Below are 20,214 nucleotides of genomic sequence, written 5' to 3' on the forward strand. Positions count from 1 at the left end.
TTTATAGAGTTTGAATGTTTGTGGTGATGTTCCGGACATCTTCAGACGGCGTATTCGCGAGCACGTCGACGAGATATTTGCCCGCCAGCGCTTGCGGTGCAGTCAAGGCGTCGACCATCACAAGCCACACTCCGCGACTGAACAGGTAGGTGAACCAATCCGTCTCCGGGATGTCGATAATACACCAACGGATACTGACCGGCCCAGCTACGCCGAAGCTATACCCGCCCGAAAGACCGTAGCCGAGATTAAGGTCGGGGCGATGATCCACAGTCGTTTCCCAGTTTGGACCCGCTCCCACCAACACAACGTCCCGTCCGTTTCCATGCAGCTGGGCAGTGGTCGTGTATTGGCCTCGAATGAACACCTTCACACGCGACCGAAAAGGGGCACGGTTAATTGCAGCTTGAATGCTGGCCAGCGGAGACGCAGCCGTTCCGTCAAAATCATCATCTCCAGCAGCCTGATCCACGTAATAAGAAGTCTCGAAACTGTCCCAGCGATCCGCTGCAGCTTTCAACGTCTCGTCGATTTCGGCCACCTTGCCATTATAGGCAGAAGCTGCACTGTGCAGTGCCAGAATGGCAGCGTTCAGCTGCTCTGTTGAAGTCGTCATTTTGGTCTCCTCAATAGGTGCCGTGCGTTGCGCGATAGCGCTCCAACTGACGCATTTGCTCTTGATGAAGGGTTGCGAAATTGTGCGCTGTGGTCACCGCCAGATCGAACAACGCGTCATCAGGCGCGTTCACGATAAGCACCCCCTCTGCGACCCGGGAGAAGCTCAGCACATGGTCCACAAGATAGGTGATCGCCCCCGTCTGGCGCGCCTGCACATCATTCCCCGCCCAGATGGCGATCAGATCGCCGTCCGCATCGAAGAAGCCCATTTCGCGCACGTAGAACGCCGGGGTTTCCGGTCCGAGCTCTGCCTTCACACGCCAGGCGTTGCCGCCGACGATGTGGCGGTTCTCGATGGGCTGGCGCGCCAGCTCACGCTGCAATGCGGTCTGCGAGAATCCGGGGCCGTAGTTCGAGCCGTTCCCGTCCCCTAGCGCGATATGCGTGATCGCGACCTGGGTTCCGGAACCGGCGGCGGCCGTGATTTTCGCCTCCGCTATATCAGTCAGAAGTGTCGACGGCATTAGACTGCAGCCCTCCTTTTCACATCGTGGAATTCTAGGCTGATCAGCGTCACGCGGGCGCCCAGCGCGATACCGGCACCGGAGCGCGCCAGCCTTGCCCGCGGCCGCGGATCATGCGTTACCTCGGACAGGAGCACCGCGCGGGAACCTGTGCGGAGATGCGCTCCAGCATCTGCCCGGGCCGGGCGCAGCCCCGCGTCGGTCTCGAGCCGGTGCAAGTATGCGGGGCGGGTGCCGCTGCGGATCTCGACTGCCCCCTTGAATCTCTCTCCGATCCGAAGCTCGAAATGGGAGCGCGCGGGCTTCACGGTTTCGATCGTCCGCGTCACCCGGGCCAGTAGGCCAGCGTCGATCTGCTGCCCGGCTTCAAAGATGTCCTCGCCGAACGCGTCAATTCGGAAGGTATGAGGATCGCCGCCATGCTCGAACCATTCCGACAGATCAGTGCTAAAGCCGATAGCCGCCAGCGCGGTCTCCACGGCTTTGCGAGTGCCCTTCTTCCGATGCACCTCAAAGCTCCGGAGAATGACTTCCCGTTTGGCCTTTTCCGACCACTCTGGGTTCCAGACATCGACAGAGAAGGCAAAAGCAAGCCAGGGCAGCAGGTCCGCCGGGCAATTGTCCGGGTCCCACACCGCGCGCAGCAGTACAGCCGGTGCCATCGCCGGGCCGGTCACTGCTTCGAGCGCGCGCTCTTGCCTGGTCGCGTTATGGGGCAGCAGGGTGTCAGACACCTGTGCCTCCCACGCTCACGGAAATTCCGGTGCAATAGGGCGCCTGCCCGGCGTCGGCCACGATGTCCGCGGTCGGGCTGGCCAAGGCCACGTTCTGGACACCCGGCTGATGAAGGGCAGCGCGAAGGCCTCGATCAGGCTTTCCTGCAGTTCCTGCCATTGGTCGCGCTCGCTCAGCACCCCGTGCCGGATGCTCGACAGGTTCACGCCTTCCAGATCATTCGCCAGATCATTGTAGGCAACCCCGAGCGCAGACGCCGCGCCGCGCAGCATGTGCTTGGAAAAGATCGCCAGCTCGCCATTCGGGTACTGGCTTTCCACCTCTTTCATGCGCGCACCAAGGGGCATCTGATGGTAGATCCCGCTCTCGCTTTCGAATTCTATCTCTTCGAAGGTCTCGCCTTCCTCGCCTTCCTCGATCGCCGGGCCATAGCCCTCGTCCCACTCGATCACGCCGACCTTGTTGGCGGCTTCGCGGGCGTTGTTCAGCGCGCTGCGCTCGAACTCGCCCAGCTGTCGCATGCGCAAAAGCGCCGTGGCCATCCAGGGCAAGCCCCGTTTCTGGCCCACAAAATCCTCTTCAAACCAATGAATGATTTCATCGGCTGGCACCCGGATGGACGCCCGCCCGGAATAGTGGTAATCCGCCTGCGACGGTTCCAGCGTGGTGAAGTAATAGGCCACGGGACGGCCCATCTTGCTGTATTCGATACCGGCCCGGATGAAGCGCCCGCCGGGCCGCTTTTCCTCGTCGAAATCCACCGGGCACAGAACCGGATCGAGCACCTGCAATGCAAAACCCCAAGGCCCGGCATCGCGCCCATAGACCAGACGCACCATGAACTCGCCATCGGTGCAAAGACCGTTCACCAGAGTTTTCTGGATCTGGCGGAAGGTGCGGCGGCCTTTCACATCGCAATTGCGGGCTTTGCACCAGTTCAGCCATGCCGCCTCGATTGCCTTGTTTGCGCCTGCGTCTGGCTTGCCATCTCCCTCGGACACCTGCGCCTGCAGCACCAGCCCCTTTTGGCCGATCAGATTGCGGCGCGCGCTCGCCTTAAAAGCCTTGGCATAACCGTTGTTGGCGGCCTGCTCGCGCGATCGCGCCACCAGCACCCGCCAATTGCGGCGGATGATCTGATCAGCAGGCATAGGCGTGTTGGTCCAACCGCTGGTCATGCGGTCAGTTTCAGCCGCGGCAAACATGCGCTGCCCCCGGCGGCGCGGCGCCGTCACCGAAGCAATCGACAACTGGATCGCCAAGGCGTGCCCCACGCCCGCCGAGACCACAGGAGCGGAATGATGGCTGCGCCTCGCCAACAAATCTACGCCGCGGTTCAGGACATGCAAAACCGCGACAGGTTCGGCCAGGCGATGCTGCTCTGGTCGCTGGGTGGCAAAATCACACCTGGCAGCATCCATTGTGGCGACCGCTTCGATTTCGATGCGATGCGGTGGCACGTCACCCTGCTGAATATCTCAGCCAGCGGCGAGGACATGCCCAACGCGCTTGATGCGTGGATCCGGGCAGCGCGCCTTTTCCATACACTCGACGGGTCACGCCGAGCGACCGATGGGCGCTCCGATTGCCCCTATAGTGGCCAGGCACCCTTGACCGAAAACCTCCCTGTTGCGGCAGCTAGAAACACGCCCCCGCAACAACTTGCACAAAAATAGACTCTCTACTGTTCCGCACGCCCCGCGGGCTGGCACCCGCTATGCCCGGGCGCGGCAGCCACCACTCACGAACCGGCCGCGCCCAGCACTCTCAATCCAACAGGAAAGACCACGATGGCACCAATGCGTGTATTGATTGGCTGTGAGACCTCTGGCATTGCTCGCCGCGCCTTTACCGATCGTGGCCATGACGTGTGGTCCTGCGACATCGAGGCGGCCGAGGACGGCTCAAACCGGCATATCCCCTGCGACATTCGCGATGGCATCCTGCAGGAAGACTGGGATCTGCTCGCGGTGATGCATCCGCCCTGCACCCGCCTCTGCCGGTCCGGCCGCCGCTGGATGTCCGGGCCGGGCAAATGGACGAGACCCAAGCAGCTGCCGAAAGGGCGTAGCTGGAACGATATGCGCGCCGAGTTCGAAGAGGGCGTCAGCATCTTCACCGCTTGCTCTGCGGCGCCGATCCCGCGCGTGGCGATCGAGAACCCTGAGATGAACGATCTCGCCCGCGACCGGATGCCCGCCGATCTGCCAGCCCCGCAGATGGTGCAGCCATTCTGGTTTGGCGAAGCTGCCTATAACGCGACAGGCTGGTACTTGCGAGGCCTACCGCAGCTGACCGAGACCCAGCGCCTGCCGGAACCTGAGCGGGGCACCGACGCATGGAAGAAATGGAACCGGATCCACCGGATGCCGCCCAGCGCGGAGCGCGCACGTCTGCGCAGCCGCTCCTTCCCTGGGATGATGAATGCCGCGGCCGATCAATGGGGCAGCTGGGTCAATACACAGGCGGCTGCGGCATGATCCAGCCCAACTCATCCCTCCTTACCAAGCACCCCCTATAGAACACGGAGACGATTATGGGGAGAATTGCACCCATTGCAGTTGCGGAGAAAGGCGCAGCGCAGCTTCTGGACATGAAGCCCGCCGAATTCCGCGCGCTCGTCGCCCAGGGCGTGCTACCCCGGCCCCGCAAGGTCGGCCCCTATGAACGCTGGGATGCAGAAGAGCTGCGAGCGGTGATGCGCGGCGACTTCGTCGATGGGTTCGAGGATGTGAAATGGTGAAGAAGAAATTCACGACGACCAAGAAAGTCAAAGGGCGGCTGTACCAGTATTTTCGTAAGGACGGCCGCTATGTTCGGCTACCTGACGACCCGACCAGCGAAGAGTATGACCGCGAGTATTGGCGGCTGATGCGAGGCGGTGGCGTCCTCTCGGCGAAGTTTACCTTCGAAAAGCTGATCTCAAGCTACAAGCAGTCACCTAAATGGGACCGTCTGGCCGCGCGAACCAAGTCGGACTATTCGAAGGTTCTGGAATATCTGTCCGACACCATTGGTAGCAGAGATCCGACCAAGATGCGGCGCTCCACCATCATAGAAGCGCAAATGGCAAACCGGCACCGGGCACGCATTGCGAACTACATCCCGCACATGTTGTCCATCCTTTTCGAACACGCGATCGATCTGGACTGGCAGCGGGACAACCCGGCCAAGGGGATCCCCAAGATCAAAACTGGTGAGGGCCACAAGCCTTGGCCCGCCTCGGCCATTGCGATCTTCCGCCAGCATGCCGATGGCCTGGCCCTGCTGATTTTCGAGCTTGCACTAGGTACAGGACAGCGCGCCTCAGACCTCACCCGAATGGAATGGGACCATATCGAGGATGGCGGCATCTGGGTTACCCAAGGCAAGACGCAAGCCCGCCTTTGGATACCCGTCACCGCCCGCTTGGCTGCCACGCTGGCGAACACTAAGCGCACCTGCTTGCGCTATATACTTGCCGACGAATTCGGCCGGGCGCTGAACTACGACCAGCTACAAAAGAAAGTGATGGCCGTGCGGAAAGCTGCAGGTCTGACCGCATACTCGTTGCACGGGCTTCGCTACAGCGCGGCTGGCGAACTCGCGGAAGCTGGCTGCACCGATCAGCAGATCGCGGCCATCACGGGGCACAAAAGCCTTTCGGTGGTCCAGAAATATTCGAAGGGCGCCGGCCAGAAACGCCTCGCCAAAGAAGCCTAAGACCTCAGAGAACGGAACAAAAACAGACCATGAACGTGGGAAACTTTTTGGGAAACCCCCAAAACACCGCCTCAAAGCGATCTGATCAGGTGGCAGCTAAAGTATTGATTTAGTGGCGGGGAGACAGGGATTCGAACCCTGGGAACGCTCTCACGTTCAACGGTTTTCAAGACCGCCGCATTCGACCACTCTGCCACCTCCCCGGTCCGCCTGCGGTTTAAGACGCCTCCTCCGGGCTGGCAAGGGGAAAACAGTGGGGAAATTCGGGCGCCCCATCCCTGGCAGGGCCTGCGAAGGCGCGCGAAATCATGCCGCCCTCTCCGCAGGCCCTATTACCGGGGCCGGTCAGGGTTTTCATGCTCCCGCGGGCAGGCTATGATCCGCGCAAGCGAAAAAGGACCGGGAAACCCGGACGCTTGCGCGCAGCAGCGCGGCGGGTGCAGGCGAGACAGGCAAGGAAGAAAGCATGACAAACCCCAATCCTGCCCGAAACCAGGCTGGAGAACCGGCCGGGCATCAAGCCGGAATTCCGCCGGGCAGTCAGGTGCGGCAGGCCGCCGCCGGGCGCAGGCGCAATGCGCGGCTGGTGGCCGCCGTGGCCGGGCTGCTGCTTGCGGCGGGCTGCGCGGAAGGACCGCAGCTGCCGTTCCTGCAAGCCAAGGACAAACCCGTCACCCAGTCCAGCAGCACCCGGCTGGTGGAGCGCGATGTCGAGGCGCCGGAGGTGTTCCAGGTGACCGAGGCCGGGCTCTGGGACGGGCGGCCCTCGGTTGGCGGCGTCTGGGTGGCGCATCCCGACACCAAGGAGCCCGAGCGGGTGATCATCCGCAACAACGCCAACGGCCAGTTCGTGATCGGCGCGCTGTTCCGGCGCGAGCGCGAGATCCCGGGGCCGCGGCTGCAGGTATCCTCGGACGCGGCGGCGGCGCTTGGCATGCTGGCGGGTGCGCCGGTGGAGCTGAACGTGACGGCGCTGCGCCGCGAGGCCGTCGAGGACGAGGCTCCCGCTGAGGACTTGAACGCGGCCGGTCTGGACCTGGATGCGCAAGCGGATGCGGCGGAGGGCGGCTCTGCCGCGCTGGCGGCCGACGCCGCCGCGGCGATCACTGCCACCGCGCTCGACCCGGCCCCCGCAGCCGCTTCGGTGGAGGCAGCCGCTGCGGCGGAGGCGCCGGCCCGTGCGCCCGCCCGCCCGAAACCGCAGGCCTCGGGCCTGGACAAACCCTATATCCAGATCGGCATCTTCAGCGTCGAGGCCAATGCCGAACGCGCCGCCGGCATGATGCGCAGTGCGGGCATGGTGCCCTCGGTGCAGGAACAGAATTCAAGCGGGAAGACCTTCTGGCGGGTGCTGGTCGGCCCCGCGCAGAACAAGTCCGAACGCAGCCAATTGCTTAACAGCGTAAAGGAAACCGGATTTTCGGATGCCTATGCCGTCTCCAGCTAAAACCGTCCCCGCCCGCGTCCGCAACGGACTTCCGCTTGCCCGCCTGCGCGGCGTCTTCGCCCCTGCCTTGCGGCTGAGCCTCGCCGCGAGCCTGTCGCTTGGCCTCTCCACCCTCGCCGCCGCCGCCTTCGAGACCAAGGCACGCGCGGCCTATGTGGTGGACCAGGGCACCGACACGGTGCTTTTGTCGAAGAACCCCGAGGAGCCGCTTCCGCCTGCCTCGATGTCCAAGCTGATGACGCTCTATGTGGCGTTTGAGGCGCTGCGGGACGGGCGGCTGACGCTGGACGAGCGGCTGCCTGTGAGCGAGCACGCGATGAGCTACGGCGGCTCCACCATGTTCCTCGACACCACCGACCGGGTGCGGGTCGAGGACCTGCTGCGCGGCATCATCGTGCTGTCGGGCAACGACGCCTGCGTGGTGATCGCCGAGGCGCTGAGCCCGGATGGCACCGAGGCGGGTTTTGCCCGCTACATGACCAAACGCGCCCAGGACATGGGCATGGAGAACTCCAACTTCGCCAATTCCAACGGCTGGCCCGCGGCTGGTCACCGGATGTCGGTGGAGGACCTGGCGATCCTGGCCGAACGGCTGATCGAGGATTTCCCGGAATACTACCCGCTGTTTGCCGAAACCCGCTTCGAGTTTGATGGCCGCGCGCCCTCCAACACCCGCAACCGCAACCCGCTGCTGCAGCTGGGCATCGGCGCGGACGGGCTGAAGACAGGGCACACCGAGGAAGCGGGCTACGGGCTCGTCGGCTCGGCCAAGCAGGGCGACCGGCGGGTGATCTTCGTGATCTCCGGCATGCCCAGCACCTCCTCCCGCGCCGAGGAGGCGGAGGCGCTGGTCAACTGGTCGTTTCGCCAATTTGCCAAGAAGACCGTCGCCAAGGCAGGCGTCCCCGTCGCCGAGGCCGAGATCTGGCGCGGTGCCAAGCGATCGGTAGGGCTGGTGCCGACCGAAGACCTGGAGATCCTGCTCCCTGCCCTTTCCGATGACAAGATCGAGGCCGAGGTGGTTTATACCGGCCCGGTGGATGCGCCGGTGAAGAAGGGCCAGCGGCTGGCCGAGCTGGTAATGAAGCCAGAAGACCTTCCCGAGGTGCGCCTGCCCCTGGTGGCCGCGGAGGACGTGCCTGCGGGCGGCTTTGCGGTGCGGGTCAAGACAGCGGCGCAGGTGCTGATGAAACGCTTCCTGCGGGGCCCCGGGGACGCCTCGTGAGTACTGGATCTTCCGGCGGTCCGGCAGCCCTGCTGCCGCGCGGCCTGTTCATCACCTTCGAGGGCATCGACGGCTCCGGGAAGTCGACCCAATGCCGCCTGCTGGCGGACAGCTTGCGCGCGGCCGGCCGCGAGGTGGTGCTGACGCGCGAGCCCGGCGGCTCGCCCGGGGCGGAGGAGATCCGCCGCCTGGTGCTTGAGGGCGACCCGGACCGCTGGTCGGCGGAGACCGAGCTCTTGCTGTTCACCGCGGCGCGGCGCGACCACCTGGAGCGCACCATCGAACCGGCGCTGAAGGCGGGCAAGGTGGTGATCTGCGACCGGTTTGCCGACAGCACGCGGATGTATCAGGGCCTGTCGCGCGGGAACTTGCGCGCCGCGGTGGACCAGCTGCACGCGCTGATGATCGGGCGCGAGCCGGACCTCACCATCCTGATCGACATGGACCCGGCCGAGGGGCTTGCCCGTGCCAAGGGCCGAAAGGGCCATGAGGAACGCTTTGAGGATTTCGGCGTGGAGCTGCAGGAGAAGATGCGCGCGGGCTTCCTGGCGCTGGCGCAGGAGTTTCCCGCCCGCTTCCGCACGGTCAATGGCGCCCGCCCGGCGGAGGACGTAGCCGCGGACGTGCGTGCGCTGGCAGACGCAGCCGTGAAGGGCGCCGCCCGTAAGGACAGCGGCGGATGAGCACTCCGGACGAGCTGCCCCGCGCCGACCAGGCCGAAGGCGCGCCGCACCCGCGCGAAACCCAGCGCCTCATCGGGCAGGATGAGGCGGAGCGTGATTTCCTGACCGCCTACAACTCCGGCCGGCTGCATCATGCCTGGCTTCTGACCGGCCCGCAGGGCGTCGGCAAGGCAACATTAGCCTGGCGCATCGCGCGGTTCCTCCTGGCAACGCCTCCGGCGGAGGAAGGCCTGTTCGGCGCGCCGCCGCCGCCCGAAACACTGGACATCAGCCCGGACCACCCGGTCTCCCACCGCATTCAGGCGCTGGCGGAACCGGGGCTGGCGGTCATCACCCGCAGCTACAACGACAAGGAAAAGCTGCGCAATGAAATCGTGGTGGAGGACATCCGCGCGCTGAACCGCTTCTTCGGCCTTTCCGCCACCGATGGCGGGCGGCGGGTGGTGATCGTCGATGCCGCGGACGAGATGAACGTGAGCGCGGCCAATGCGCTTCTGAAGATGCTGGAGGAGCCGCCCGCGCGCACCACGCTGCTGCTGATTTCGCACCAGCCCTCGCGGCTGCTGCCGACGATCCGCTCGCGCTGCCGGACGCTGCGGCTGGGACCGCTCCCGCCCCATGACATGCAGGCGGCGCTGGCGCAGTCGGGCGTGGAACTGCCGGACGAGATGGAGCATCTGGCGGCGCTGTCTGCCGGGTCGGTCGGGGCGGCGCTGCGGCTCATCAACCTCGGCGGGCTGAAGATCTACGCGGAACTGGTGCAGATCCTGAACTCGATGCCGCGGCTGGACCGGCAGCGGGCGATGGCGCTGGCCGAGGCCGCCGCCCAGCGCGGCCAGGCGGCGCGCTTCGAGCTTCTGCTGTCGCTGGTGGAGATGGCGCTGGCCCGGCTCGCGCGCACCGGGGCCACCGGCGTTCCGCCAGCGCCCGAGGCGGCAGCGGGGGAGGCCGCCGTTCTGGCGCGCCTGGCGCCCGATCCGCGCAAGGGGCGGGCCTGGGCGGACCTGGCGGCGGAAGCCACGGCGCGCGCGCGCCATGGCCAGGCGGTGAACCTTGACCCGGCGGCGCTTGTCCTAGATACGGTTTTCAAGATGCAGGACACCGCGTCGCGCTGAGAAGCGCCGGACGCTGCTTGTCCCACGCCGCGCATTGGCAAGGCCAGCAGAGGACCCATGACCGAGACTTCCCCCCAGACGACTTCCGAATCCCCGGCCCAGATCACCGACAGCCATTGCCACCTGGACTTCCCCGATTTCGAAGGCCAGCTGGACGAGGTGATTGCCCGCGCCGCCGAGGCCGGGGTGACGCGGATGGTGACGATCTGCACGAAGCTGCGGAACGAGCCTTCGGTGCGCGCCATCGCCGAAGCCCACGCGCCGGTGTTCTATGCCGCGGGGACCCACCCGATGAGCGCCGCCGGCGAACCGCTGGCGACGGTGGACGAGCTGGTTGCGCTGGCGGAACATCCGAAATTCGTCGGCATCGGCGAGACCGGGCTGGATTACCACTACACCGCTGACAGCGCCGCCGTGCAGCAGGAGTCCCTGCGCATCCATATCGAGGCGGCGCGGGAGACCGGCCTGCCGCTCATTATCCACGCCCGTGCCGCCGATGATGACATGGCGCGTATCCTTTCGGAAGAGATGAAGAACGGCGCCTATAGCTGCGTGATGCACTGCTTCTCCTCCTCCGCGGAACTGGCGCGGGCGGCGCTGGACATGGGATTTTACCTGTCGATGTCGGGCATCGCCGCCTTCCCGAAAAGCCGCGAGCTGCGCGAGATCTTTGCCGCCGCCCCCGCCGATCGCATCCTGGTGGAGACCGACGCCCCCTACCTCGCGCCGCCGCCCTTCCGCGGCAAGCGCAACGAGCCGGCCTATACCGTCCATACCGCGAAGGCGGGCGCAGAGGCGCTGGGGATGGACTACGCCGATTTCGCGGCGCAGACGCAGGCCAATTTCGACCGGCTGTTCTGGAAGGCCGCAAAGTACGAGGCCGCCGCCTGATGGGAGAGCTGCGCTTCACCATCCTTGGCTCGGGCTCCTCGGGCGGGGTGCCGCGGATCGGCGGGCACTGGGGCGATTGCGACCCGGAAAACCCCAAGAACCGCCGCCGCCGCTGCTCCCTGCTGGTGGAGCGCGAGGGGCCGAAGGGCACCACCAGGGTGCTGATCGACACCACGCCGGACATGCGCAGCCAGCTCCTGGACAGCGGCACGGGCGAGCTGGACGCGGTGGTCTACACCCATTCCCACGCCGATCACCTGCACGGGCTGGACGATCTTCGGATGGTCTATTTCAACACCCGCACCCGCATCCCCGTTTATGCCGACGGCGATACCCAGAACGACCTCTTGTCGCGCTTTGGCTATGCCTTCGTGCAGCCCGAGGGCTCGCCCTACCCGCCGATTCTGGAGCTGCGCTCTATCGACGGCCCCTTCACGGTGAGCGGTGCGGGCGGCAAGATCGGCTTCCGCCCCTTCAAGGTCGAGCATGGCTCGATCGACGCGCTGGGGTTCCGCATTGGCGGGCTGGCCTATCTGCCGGATGTCTCGAAAATCCCCGACAGCGCGCTGCCCGCGCTGCGCGGACTGGACTGCTGGATTCTCGACGCGCTGCGCCGCACCCCGCATCCGACCCATTTCAGCTACCCCGAGGCGCTGGAGTGGTTCCGCCGCATGGCGCCCAAGCGCGGAATCCTCACCAACATGCATATCGACATGGATTACGCCACCGTCGATGCGGAGACTCCGGACCACATCACTCCTGCCTATGACGGCATGGTGATCCGCTACCAGATTTGAACGGCCGCCGCCCCCGCCCGGGCGGCGGCCGGCTATATTGACTGAATTGCCGCGCCAGGGCGCGCTCCTGCGATGCCCGCGATTTGAGGCCCCATGTTTCAAAGCCTGATCGACGTTATCCTGCCGGTGTTCCTGGTCATTGGCGCAGGGTATTTCTCGACGCTGAAGGGCGTGTTCAGCGAAAGCCACATCGACGGGCTGGCGAAATTCACCCAGGGCTTTGCCATCCCCTGCCTGCTGTTCCGGGCCATGGCGACGCTGGATTTGTCGGCGGGCTTCCACCCGGCACTCTTGGCCAGCTTCTACACCGGCGCCTTCACCTGCTTCCTGATCGGCCTGTTCGGCGCCCGCTATTTCTTCCGGCGCGACTGGGAGGACTGCGTTGCCATCGGTTTCTGCTGCCTGTTCTCCAACTCCGTTCTCCTTGGCCTGCCGATCACCGAGCGCGCCTTCGGGGCGGAGAACCTCACCGGCAACTACGCGATCATCGCCTTCCACTCGCCGTTCTGTTACGGCATCGGCATCACCGTGATGGAAATCGTGCGCAGCCGCGGCGCGGGCGGGGTGCGGATGGTGTCGTCGGTGCTCACCGCAATGTTCCGCAACGTGCTGATCCTCGGCATTGCGCTGGGGTTTGCGGTGAACCTCTCCGGCCTCACGATCCCGCTGGTGGTGGATGAGGCGCTGCAGCTGGTGATCCGCGCTGCCCTGCCCGGCGCGCTGTTTGCGCTTGGCGGCGTGCTGGTGCGCTACCGGCCCGAGGGCGATCTGCGCGCGATCCTGTTCGTGTGCCTGACCTCGCTGATGATTCACCCCACGATCGTCTGGAGCATGGGGACAGCGCTGGCATTACCGCAGGACCTGTTCCGTTCGGGTGTCCTGAACGCGGCGATGGCGACGGGCTTCAACGGCTACATTTTTGCGAACATGTACGGGCGGGCCAAGCGGGTGGCGGCGTCGTCGGTGCTGATAGCCACCGGGGCCAGCATCTTTACGGTGTGGTTCTGGCTGCTGCTGCTGGCCTGAGCGCATTGCCGGCTTCGCGCACTGCAACTCCGGCGTTGAAAAGCGCCGCGGCGCTGTGCATGGTCAGCGCAAGCATCAGGCAGGAGTGCCGCATGACCGCCCTCACCTTCCGCACAGGCCACCCGGCATGAATGCGCCGCAGACTGTTGTCATCGGCGCCGGTATCAATGGCGCCGCCGCCGCGATCTGGCTTGCCCGTGCGGGCCATGAGGTGACGCTGATTGACAAGGGCACACCGGGCATGGGCACCTCCTATGGCAATGCCTGCCTGCTGGCGAGCTGCGCGATGGTGCCGGTGACGGTGCCGGGGCTCGCCTTGAAGGGGCCGAAATACCTGCTCGACCCGGAATTCCCGCTGTTCCTGCGCTGGCCCTACGCGCCGCGCCTGCTGCCCTGGCTGGCGCGCTATCTCTCCCACGCCAACGACCGCGGCACCCGCCGCATCGCCCGCGCGCTCACCGGTATCACCGCCGACAGCCTGGAGCAGCACCAGGCGCTGACCGCCGGCACGCCCGCCGCGAAATGGGTGCAGCCCAGCGAGTACAACTTCGCCTACGAGAGCCGCGCCGCTTTTGAGGCGGACGCCTATGGCTGGGCGCTGCGGCGCGAGGCCGGCTTCATCCCCGAAATTATCGAAGGCCCCGCCGTGCAGGAGAAGGAGCCGATCCTGTCGGATGCGATCCAACTGCTGGCGGTCAACAAAAACCATGGCTACATCCTGAACCCGGCGTCTTACGTGCAGGACCTCGTGACGCTGCTGGAGGAAATGGGCGGGCGCTTCGTGCGGGCCGAGGTCAGGGATTTCGATCTCGCGGGCGGGCGGCTTGCCGCAGTGGAGACCAGCGCGGGCCGGTTCGATTGCACCGCCGCGGTGCTGGCCGCCGGGGTCTGGTCGAAGCCCCTGATGCGGAAGCTGGGCCTCAGGGTGCCGCTGGAGTCCGAGCGCGGCTATCACCTCACCTTCCGGGGCCCCAGTCAGCGGCCGCAGAACCCAATGATGCTGGCCTCGGCCAAATTCGTGGCGACCCCGATGGAGCAGGGCCTGCGCTGCGCCGGTGTCGTGGAGTTCGGCGGGCTGACCGAGGTACGCTCGAAGGCGCCGCTCGGCTTCCTGCGCCGCAAGGTGCGCGAGGTCTTCCCGCAGATGCAGGCCGAAAGCGTGGATGAGTGGATGGGCCACCGCCCTGCCCCGTCCGACAGCCTGCCCCTGATCGGCGAGGTTGCCTCCACCGGCGTCTACGCCGCCTTCGGCCACCACCACATCGGCCTCACCGGCGGCGCCAAGACCGGCCGGATGGTGGCCGCCCTGATCGCGGGCCAGCCGATCAACACCGACATGCGCCCGTTCAGCCCGAACCGCTTTGCCTGAGCCGGACCGGGACCGGCAGGCACAAGAGCGGCCCGGCATCGGCGCATGGGCGAAAGCGCCTGTCCCGCGGCCCCGCCGCGAAGCGCTATGCCGGCGGCACAGGCCGCAAGATCTCGTGAATTCTGATTTTCTTGGAAAGGGAACTTGGCCCCAGGGGGCCAGATGGTGCGGTCGAGAAGACTCGAGTCTCGGACTTTTCTCGCAAGTATTGATTTTAAAAGGAAAATTTGGAAACGTCACACGGCAAAATGCTACGTTTTGTGTGACGTTTTTGAGGCCTAAGTTTCGTTCTCTGATGCGCTCAGAGCCTTAAAATCCGCGTGGGTGTGGACTGCCGAGTCACCATCGCGCCCGGTGCTTTTAGCGACGAGGCTGGTAACTTTGTCGAGGATAGCGCCGAGCGCTTCGACGTCCACCCGGGCGGCGGATTGCGGCGCGGGCGCGTTAGCGCCAGCCGGCCCCACTTCCGCTTCATACATCCCCTGAATCTTGGATAGCGCCGTCACGGCATGGTTCATCTGCCCGGCCTCTTCCGCCGCTTCAGCCAGCCGCCGGTAGCACTCGGCGAAATAGCGACGATTATAACCGGCCTCTGTGAGGCTTTGAGGGTTGGCGCACAGCGGCGAAAGCTCCAGCGGCAGCGTCTCAGCCCGTCTCTCCGCCCGGCGATCCTCTCTAAGCTGGCTGATCCTCTCCGCCACGTCCCCGCGCTGCACAAGGCGCTGCGCGGACTGCTTGGCGCCAGAGACCTTACCCCCGTACGCCCACCTGTAAGCCGTCGTCTGGTTAGCGCCCTTGGCTACTAGCTGGGCGAATTGCTCGTGCTTCTTGTTCTTCAGCGTCATAGTTTGTTGCTCTGTAGGAGTAGTTCGAGTTCGGCTGCGGTGACCACGAACATGCCATTGGGACTGCGGCTGCGGGCCACGTCTGGGGCCGCCCCGATTTCCAATAGCGCGGCCTGCGGTGCCCGGTTTGTGATATAAAATTGCTGATATGGATCGTCGAAGGAGACGGACTCGAAGGTCGCCCAAGCTATCGCCTCCGCTTGGGGCCGGTTCGGTTCGGTGCCGAGCGGCATATTGTTGGTTCCGGGGGTCGGCTCAAATCCGGCCTTTACTAGGCCGCTGTACGGGGCGCCTGCCGTCACGACATAGTTAGCCACGGTCTGCCCGGACCAGACCGGCGTCCGCGCTATGAGCCTGCGCAGCCCTTCGCGGACGGTATCTCGGACGCGGTCGCGGAACCGGTCTTCTGCCTCTATTTCTGCAAAGTCGAGAGACTTCAGGAACTGCGCTTTGTTCAATATGACGCTCATCGGATCACCTGCGAAAATGACGAAATCATAGCTCTTGGAGGCGCGCGCCGCGCGGATTCAGAGCGCCGCCGTACATCATGCCCTCTGCCATTTTTTCTTCGATTAGCCCCTCCAAACTTTCCCGGATATGGACGCCGATCTTCATCGCGAGACCGTCGTCGTCCTCACCATTGGACTCGACCTGCACGTTGATACCGCCATTCAGGGTCAGCCCGCCGCCGGTGCCGCCTCCCCCCAGTTCCACAGGGATTTTCCGGCCGCGCGACAATGGCACGACAGCTTCGTTCGGGTGCAGGATCGACGGAATCCCGTTTGTGGTGTTTGCAGTTCCTTCCGCATAGTGCGGGGCGTTCAAGAACGCCCTCAGGGGGGCCGAGTGAACGGTCATCCCGGGGCGATCTGAATAGCCACCTTCGGAGAATCCGAAGAAGGAAAACAGGTTTCCGGCTGACGCCGGCGCGCTGGCAACTGAGCCTGTCGCTATCGCCTGCGCGTACAGAGACGCCCCGGTCGCAGAGGCGGAAATCATCGCGCTGGCAATCGTCTGGCCCGATGTCACGGCGCCGACATCAAACAGTTGGTCCAGCCCCAGCGCGTCGGTAATTTTGGACGCCATGCCCTTGGCAACTGAGCTTGCCACCTCACCCTGAATGGCCCTGCCGAAGTCTGCTATTGAGACCTCGTTACCGGTGAGGCCGTTTCGGATGGCGGTTTCGAGGGCATTCTCTGTGCCCGCCGCCAGCGCCTCGCCGAAGTTGTTGCCGCTCTTGGCCATCTCGGCATTCCGAACTGCCAGCTTGTCCACATTTTCGATCAAGGCGGCGGTTTGCTCAGAGATAGTCCCCTTCCCTTCGGCCATGGCCTCAGCCCAGAGGCGCGCAGCCTCGCGGGACTCGTATCGCTTGGAGGTCAGCGCGGCGGTTGCGAGCGCCTGCTCCTGCAGCGATTGCGTGGTTCGGGTGATGCCATCGGAAAGACTCTTGGACCTGCCGCCGCTGCCGGCGGATGTGGCCGCTTCCCGGGCGGCGGCGCGCGCCGCGTCTAGCTGCGCATCGAGCGCTTGGCCTCTTTCAAACTGGTACTTTTCGGCGCCGATAAGCTGCCGCTCAAACCAATTTGCACCTTGGCTGCGGGCACCCCATTCGATCTCTTTCCGCGCGCGGGCTGCCGCTGACGCGGCCTCGCGGATACCTTTGCCCTCTTTCAGGCCGGCTAGTTCCGCAGCCTTTGCGGCATTGTCTACCAGCCCACCGCCGATCCCACCTAGACTGACTTTGATGGCGTCGATCTCCGACCGGACGCCTGCCATTCGGGACGCCCATGCTTCTGTTTGCCCAGTCACATCGCCGGTCAGGTCCGCAACACGCCGCTGCGCCTCTTCAGTGCGAAGGATCGCGCCGTAGAATGACCGCTGGGCGGCGGTCATGTTCTCTGTGCCGCCCGCTGCATCTAGGAGCAATTGGCGCACCGCTGCATATTGTTCCGCCGCCTCGCGGGGAGTCTCCGCGCTCATTGCGCGCTCGAGTCCTTGGTACAGTTCACCAGCGGCGCCAACGGATAGGTGCAGTTCATGTTGAAGTTTGCGCATCCGGCCCGCCGCATTGTCTGCGTACGTGTCAAAGAACGAGTCAGCGGTTAGTTCTTCCTGCGCTCCCTTCAGGGCGTCGGTCGCGTTGAACAGTGCTAGCTCAGCCTGCGCGCGGGTGAGGCCCTTCACCGCGTCGGTGACGACTCCGTATTTCTCTGCCATGGCGTCAAGTGACAGGGCCTGCACGGCGGATTCCAATGTGGAGAGGGAGTCCCCTAGCCGGTCGGTCTCTTTTTCCGTCGCGCCCATGGCGCCAATCAGGGTCGTGCCAAGCACGCCAGCCACGGCGCCCGCCGCGATGCCCACCGGCCCGAAGCCTAGCGCCAAATCTGGAAGCTGCACGGCCAGAGCTTGCAAATAGTTGCCAGTCACGGCGCCTTGCTGGCCAACTTGGCTAAGCTGCATCGCGATCTGCCGGGCGTCCATGTTCTGCCCCCAACCGGCCCGGGTGCCGAAGAGCCTAGCTTTCTGGGCCGCTGCATTCGCGGCGGCGGCGCCGACGCTGATATATTCCTGCTTCGCGGCGGCGAGCGCTCTATTCATCTGCGCGGTGCTGATAGCCCCGGAGCGATGGGCCTGTTCAATGGCTAGCTGCGCCCGCCGATATGCATGAGTCCCGGTGGTGGTGGCGTCGAGTGCTGCTGTCGCGCGCTGGAACTGAGTCCGCAGCCTCTGTATCTCGGTGGCGTCCCGGGCCTGCTGCCGCACTTCGTGGAAGGCCTGCGCAAGGCGGTCCTGCGCGGCGCGTAGTTCAGTGGTGGTGAGGGCGGCTTGGGTGGTCTCTTGCCGAAAGGCTTCCAGCGCGGCGTCGGTCTTCTTCAGCCCCGCCACATTGCCGATTTTGTTCAGTTGCCTGTGGAGCGTGGATGCCGATGACTCGGCGCTGCGGAGCGCGGAATTGATGGCAGTGAACTGCGCTTTGACGTTCTTTGGCGCGGCTGTTTTGGCGGTGGCGGAGACCTTCTTAAAGAGGCCGTCCGTGTCGCGCTCTAGGTCCGCCATCGCTGCCTTGATCGTCTTTATGGCGGCGGTGTACTCCCGGGCGCCTTGCTTGGCGAGGCGGGCGTCGATGCCCAATTTTAGTTCGGTTGTCATTTAGCTTTCTGGCCTCTGCGGGATGGTGGTAGGAGGTGGTGCAGCCCGCGTCGGGTCAGGGCCATGTAAAGCCCCGGGTTCTCCCGGAGCATTTGAGTGCGGGTTTCATATTTCCGCGCCTCGCGGATTAGTTCTTCGACATCCCAGCAGCGGCGGCGGGACGGCATGTGCCGAAAACAGGTCTCGACTGCCGCCGGGCCTGCTCTGTGAATCCGGCGATACAATGCCGGGTCTTTCCGCATAAGTTCGGTGCGCGTGCGGTAGCCTAGGCAGCGCTCTTTTAGGTTCTGGAGGGCGGTGTTCATGTCGCCCCCATCATCGTTTCGGCATCTGGATAGCCCCGCATCCGCGCCTTGATATCTGGGAGGTTCGGGAACTGATCTTCGTCATTAAGGAGATTTTCGAACTCTTCGCGGTCCATCCAATCGGGAATGACATCGGCATTCTGGAGCGCATCAAACAGCACGGTCAGAGGAATGTGGCCTTCTTTGTAGAGCATATGAAGGGCGCGCAGTTCCCGCGCATCGCTCCGCTTTTTCGTCACGAAATCGCGCGGTAGCTTGAAGGTCAGATTTTGGGCTGATTTGGGCGCGTTGCTCCAGTCCGCCAGCCATCGCAGGACCTGCGTGAAGGCCCCATCGACGCAGTCCGCGATGTTCAGCAATAGAGTCCGTTCGTCAAACTCCCGGCGGCGCAGCGCGTTCTTACCCTCGCCGGGAGCGCCATCGGTGGTGGGCATCATGCGTCCGCCAATGGCGGCAATTTGAGCCTCTTTTTGTGTCAGGGCATGTTCAAGGGAGGTCAGGCCTTTGCCCGCAAATTCGAGAATCTTGGCCTCGCCATTCTGGCCCAGTTCCCAGACCATGTCCGGTCCGACGAAGTACTCGCCAGCTTCGCCGTCGCCGGTGTCGCCGCTCACGGTGTAAACTGGGCTCGCGGTATAGAAGCGTCCCTGCTCCAAGTGGGCGTAGGACTGATAGTGGCTGAGGTTCAAAGTCACGATGTCTAGGAGCGGCGGCTTCTGTACATCGGGATGGATGGTGACCGGGCCGACGATGACGAACGGAATATGATCGAGGGTGCGTCCCCGGACGGTGGGCATAAAGCTTTGATCCGGAAGCCCCCGGGTGTCGGGAATCCCGGAGCCGTCGCGGTCGTCATATAGATATACTGTGTACTGCCACCCGGAGGGCGATGGCTCCAGACACAGGACCCGGAAGCGGCTGTTTATCTGGTGTGGAGATGCATCCGGGGACCGGTCGAAGGAAGCTTCGCGCAGTACAACGCGGCTGAGTTTCACCTCGCCATCTAGCTCCGCCACTTCCCAGTCCATTATGTTTTCAGCGGTATACGTGGCGACGAACGGGGACCCCTTGCCGTCAGCGTCAGCGTCTACAAGCATCCCGAAGCGGCCCAGCGTCACGACCTCGCGGCAGGCTGTTTTAGCTGCCAGCGGGAGCGATAGGCCGTCCTTGGTCAGCCGCCCCGGGATATCGAAGCCGTGGGTGTTCACCACCGGCTTTTTACTTGTCAAACTGCCGTACAGCGCGTTCACCGTTTTGGACGTCATGTTGAAGTACGTGGCCCGCTGGAGGAATGATTTGTACTGTTCCGCGTCGTGGCCGGCGAGCTTGGGCAGGTATTGCTGCCCCTTACTTTTGATCTGCACTTCACCGAGTTCCGCATCGCGGATTTTCAACCAAATCGGCGCCCAATAGGTGTAATCTGGATGCAGGGCACCCGTCTGGATAATATGAAACTGTGCCGCGATGCCTGCGCGCGGATTGGTAGAAAATGACATTATTTTTTCGGGTCTTCGATGTCAGTATCGTTTCTGACATTGTAGCAAATTTTTACTAAATTTCCTAATTTCGCTCAGAAAAGGGTCAACCGTGGGAGAGCCAGATACCGGGTTATCGGCTTGGTGATTATATTCCGACTTCCGCCAAGTCTGTCTTTGCTGTTGGCAGGTCAAACACGGAGAACTATGCACCTTCCGACCCCACACTTTCAGAGCTTATGAAAGATCTGAGTTCAGTTTCTAGTTGACTGCGATGTCTTTCAGAGCTTCTGTTGGCCTGTAA

General features: G+C 64.1%; 21 protein-coding genes and 1 tRNA gene. 13 read left to right on the forward strand and 9 right to left on the reverse strand.

The annotated features are described in order from the left end of the window. Window position 1: 1 nt before the first annotated feature. The 4 genes from ACOHWE_RS12060 to ACOHWE_RS12075 are packed head-to-tail and all read right to left on the reverse strand — an operon-like array spanning window position 2 to window position 3,028. The gene (locus ACOHWE_RS12060) at window positions 2–616 is read right to left on the reverse strand and encodes a hypothetical protein (RefSeq protein WP_420666658.1); all 615 of its coding nucleotides are present in this window, start codon (window positions 614–616) and stop codon (window positions 2–4) included. 10 nt (window positions 617–626) lie between these two features. Continuing rightward, a complete protein-coding gene (locus tag ACOHWE_RS12065) occupies window positions 627–1,142 on the reverse strand; it encodes a phage tail-collar fiber domain-containing protein (protein WP_420666660.1) in 516 nt (171 codons plus the stop codon). Then, window positions 1,142–1,876: a phage tail protein I gene (locus tag ACOHWE_RS12070; RefSeq protein WP_420666661.1), complete on the reverse strand. Its 735-nt coding sequence runs from the start codon at window positions 1,874–1,876 to the stop codon at window positions 1,142–1,144. The genes ACOHWE_RS12065 and ACOHWE_RS12070 overlap by 1 nt, the downstream gene beginning before the upstream one ends. A 15-nt stretch (window positions 1,877–1,891) precedes the next feature. After that, window positions 1,892–3,028: a phage portal protein gene (locus ACOHWE_RS12075; protein ID WP_420666662.1), complete on the reverse strand. Its 1,137-nt coding sequence runs from the start codon at window positions 3,026–3,028 to the stop codon at window positions 1,892–1,894. 25 nt (window positions 3,029–3,053) lie between these two features. On the opposite strand from ACOHWE_RS12075, the gene ACOHWE_RS12080 reads away from it, so the two are divergent. From ACOHWE_RS12080 to ACOHWE_RS12100, 5 genes are all read left to right on the forward strand, one after another. Next, a complete protein-coding gene (locus ACOHWE_RS12080; RefSeq protein ID WP_420666663.1) occupies window positions 3,054–3,179 on the forward strand; it encodes a hypothetical protein in 126 nt (41 codons plus the stop codon). Further along, a complete protein-coding gene (locus ACOHWE_RS12085) occupies window positions 3,179–3,553 on the forward strand; it encodes a hypothetical protein (protein ID WP_420666665.1) in 375 nt (124 codons plus the stop codon). Before ACOHWE_RS12080 ends, ACOHWE_RS12085 begins: the two co-directional genes overlap by 1 nt. Window positions 3,554–3,676: 123 nt before the next feature. Beyond that, window positions 3,677–4,357 carry a hypothetical protein gene (locus ACOHWE_RS12090; RefSeq protein WP_420666667.1) on the forward strand — a complete coding sequence of 227 codons (681 nt, stop codon included), beginning with the start codon at window positions 3,677–3,679 and terminating at the stop codon, window positions 4,355–4,357. Window positions 4,358–4,413: 56 nt separating this feature from the next. Next, window positions 4,414–4,620 (forward strand): hypothetical protein, encoded by a 207-nt coding sequence (locus tag ACOHWE_RS12095; protein ID WP_420666668.1) that lies wholly within the window; start codon window positions 4,414–4,416, stop codon window positions 4,618–4,620. Next, window positions 4,614–5,579, forward strand: coding sequence for a tyrosine-type recombinase/integrase (locus tag ACOHWE_RS12100; RefSeq protein WP_420666669.1), 966 nt, complete (start codon window positions 4,614–4,616; stop codon window positions 5,577–5,579). Before ACOHWE_RS12095 ends, ACOHWE_RS12100 begins: the two co-directional genes overlap by 7 nt. A 113-nt stretch (window positions 5,580–5,692) precedes the next feature. Here the strand turns inward: ACOHWE_RS12100 and ACOHWE_RS12105 are convergent. After that, window positions 5,693–5,782: transfer RNA gene (locus ACOHWE_RS12105), tRNA-Ser, on the reverse strand. A 263-nt stretch (window positions 5,783–6,045) separates the two neighbouring features. Here ACOHWE_RS12105 and ACOHWE_RS12110 point away from each other — a divergent pair. The 8 genes from ACOHWE_RS12110 to ACOHWE_RS12145 all read left to right on the forward strand — a co-directional run bounded on the left by ACOHWE_RS12110 (window position 6,046) and on the right by ACOHWE_RS12145 (window position 14,132). Further along, window positions 6,046–7,026, forward strand: coding sequence for an SPOR domain-containing protein (locus ACOHWE_RS12110; RefSeq protein ID WP_420666671.1), 981 nt, complete (start codon window positions 6,046–6,048; stop codon window positions 7,024–7,026). Further along, window positions 7,010–8,251 (forward strand): D-alanyl-D-alanine carboxypeptidase family protein, encoded by a 1,242-nt coding sequence (locus ACOHWE_RS12115; protein ID WP_420666673.1) that lies wholly within the window; start codon window positions 7,010–7,012, stop codon window positions 8,249–8,251. Before ACOHWE_RS12110 ends, ACOHWE_RS12115 begins: the two co-directional genes overlap by 17 nt. Beyond that, window positions 8,248–8,934 carry a dTMP kinase gene (gene tmk / locus ACOHWE_RS12120; protein ID WP_420666675.1) on the forward strand — a complete coding sequence of 229 codons (687 nt, stop codon included), beginning with the start codon at window positions 8,248–8,250 and terminating at the stop codon, window positions 8,932–8,934. Before ACOHWE_RS12115 ends, tmk begins: the two co-directional genes overlap by 4 nt. Then, window positions 8,931–10,049 carry a DNA polymerase III subunit delta' gene (locus tag ACOHWE_RS12125; protein ID WP_420666676.1) on the forward strand — a complete coding sequence of 373 codons (1,119 nt, stop codon included), beginning with the start codon at window positions 8,931–8,933 and terminating at the stop codon, window positions 10,047–10,049. Before tmk ends, ACOHWE_RS12125 begins: the two co-directional genes overlap by 4 nt. A gap of 57 nt (window positions 10,050–10,106) precedes the next feature. Next, complete coding sequence (locus ACOHWE_RS12130) at window positions 10,107–10,940, forward strand: TatD family hydrolase (RefSeq protein ID WP_420666678.1); 834 nt, start codon at window positions 10,107–10,109, stop codon at window positions 10,938–10,940. After that, complete coding sequence (locus tag ACOHWE_RS12135; RefSeq protein WP_420666679.1) at window positions 10,940–11,737, forward strand: MBL fold metallo-hydrolase; 798 nt, start codon at window positions 10,940–10,942, stop codon at window positions 11,735–11,737. The genes ACOHWE_RS12130 and ACOHWE_RS12135 overlap by 1 nt, the downstream gene beginning before the upstream one ends. Before the next feature lie 93 nt (window positions 11,738–11,830). Then, window positions 11,831–12,763, forward strand: coding sequence for an AEC family transporter (locus ACOHWE_RS12140; protein ID WP_420666681.1), 933 nt, complete (start codon window positions 11,831–11,833; stop codon window positions 12,761–12,763). A 127-nt stretch (window positions 12,764–12,890) separates the two neighbouring features. Continuing rightward, the gene (locus ACOHWE_RS12145; protein ID WP_420666682.1) at window positions 12,891–14,132 is read left to right on the forward strand and encodes an NAD(P)/FAD-dependent oxidoreductase; all 1,242 of its coding nucleotides are present in this window, start codon (window positions 12,891–12,893) and stop codon (window positions 14,130–14,132) included. A 278-nt stretch (window positions 14,133–14,410) separates the two neighbouring features. Here ACOHWE_RS12145 and ACOHWE_RS12150 read toward each other — a convergent pair whose 3' ends face one another. The 4 genes from ACOHWE_RS12150 to ACOHWE_RS12165 form a co-directional block, all read right to left on the reverse strand. Then, window positions 14,411–14,977, reverse strand: a complete 567-nt coding sequence (locus tag ACOHWE_RS12150) for a terminase small subunit (protein ID WP_420666684.1) — start codon at window positions 14,975–14,977, stop codon at window positions 14,411–14,413. After that, window positions 14,974–15,447 (reverse strand): hypothetical protein, encoded by a 474-nt coding sequence (locus tag ACOHWE_RS12155; RefSeq protein ID WP_420666686.1) that lies wholly within the window; start codon window positions 15,445–15,447, stop codon window positions 14,974–14,976. The genes ACOHWE_RS12150 and ACOHWE_RS12155 overlap by 4 nt, the downstream gene beginning before the upstream one ends. Window positions 15,448–15,472: 25 nt before the next feature. Then, the gene (locus tag ACOHWE_RS12160; RefSeq protein ID WP_420666687.1) at window positions 15,473–18,130 is read right to left on the reverse strand and encodes a hypothetical protein; all 2,658 of its coding nucleotides are present in this window, start codon (window positions 18,128–18,130) and stop codon (window positions 15,473–15,475) included. 301 nt (window positions 18,131–18,431) lie between these two features. Further along, window positions 18,432–19,931: a DUF4055 domain-containing protein gene (locus ACOHWE_RS12165; protein ID WP_420666688.1), complete on the reverse strand. Its 1,500-nt coding sequence runs from the start codon at window positions 19,929–19,931 to the stop codon at window positions 18,432–18,434. Between the last annotated feature and the right edge of the window lie 283 nt (window positions 19,932–20,214).

This window comes from Cribrihabitans neustonicus (assembly GCF_048820895.1).
Lineage (GTDB): Bacteria > Pseudomonadota > Alphaproteobacteria > Rhodobacterales > Rhodobacteraceae > Cribrihabitans_A > Cribrihabitans_A neustonicus.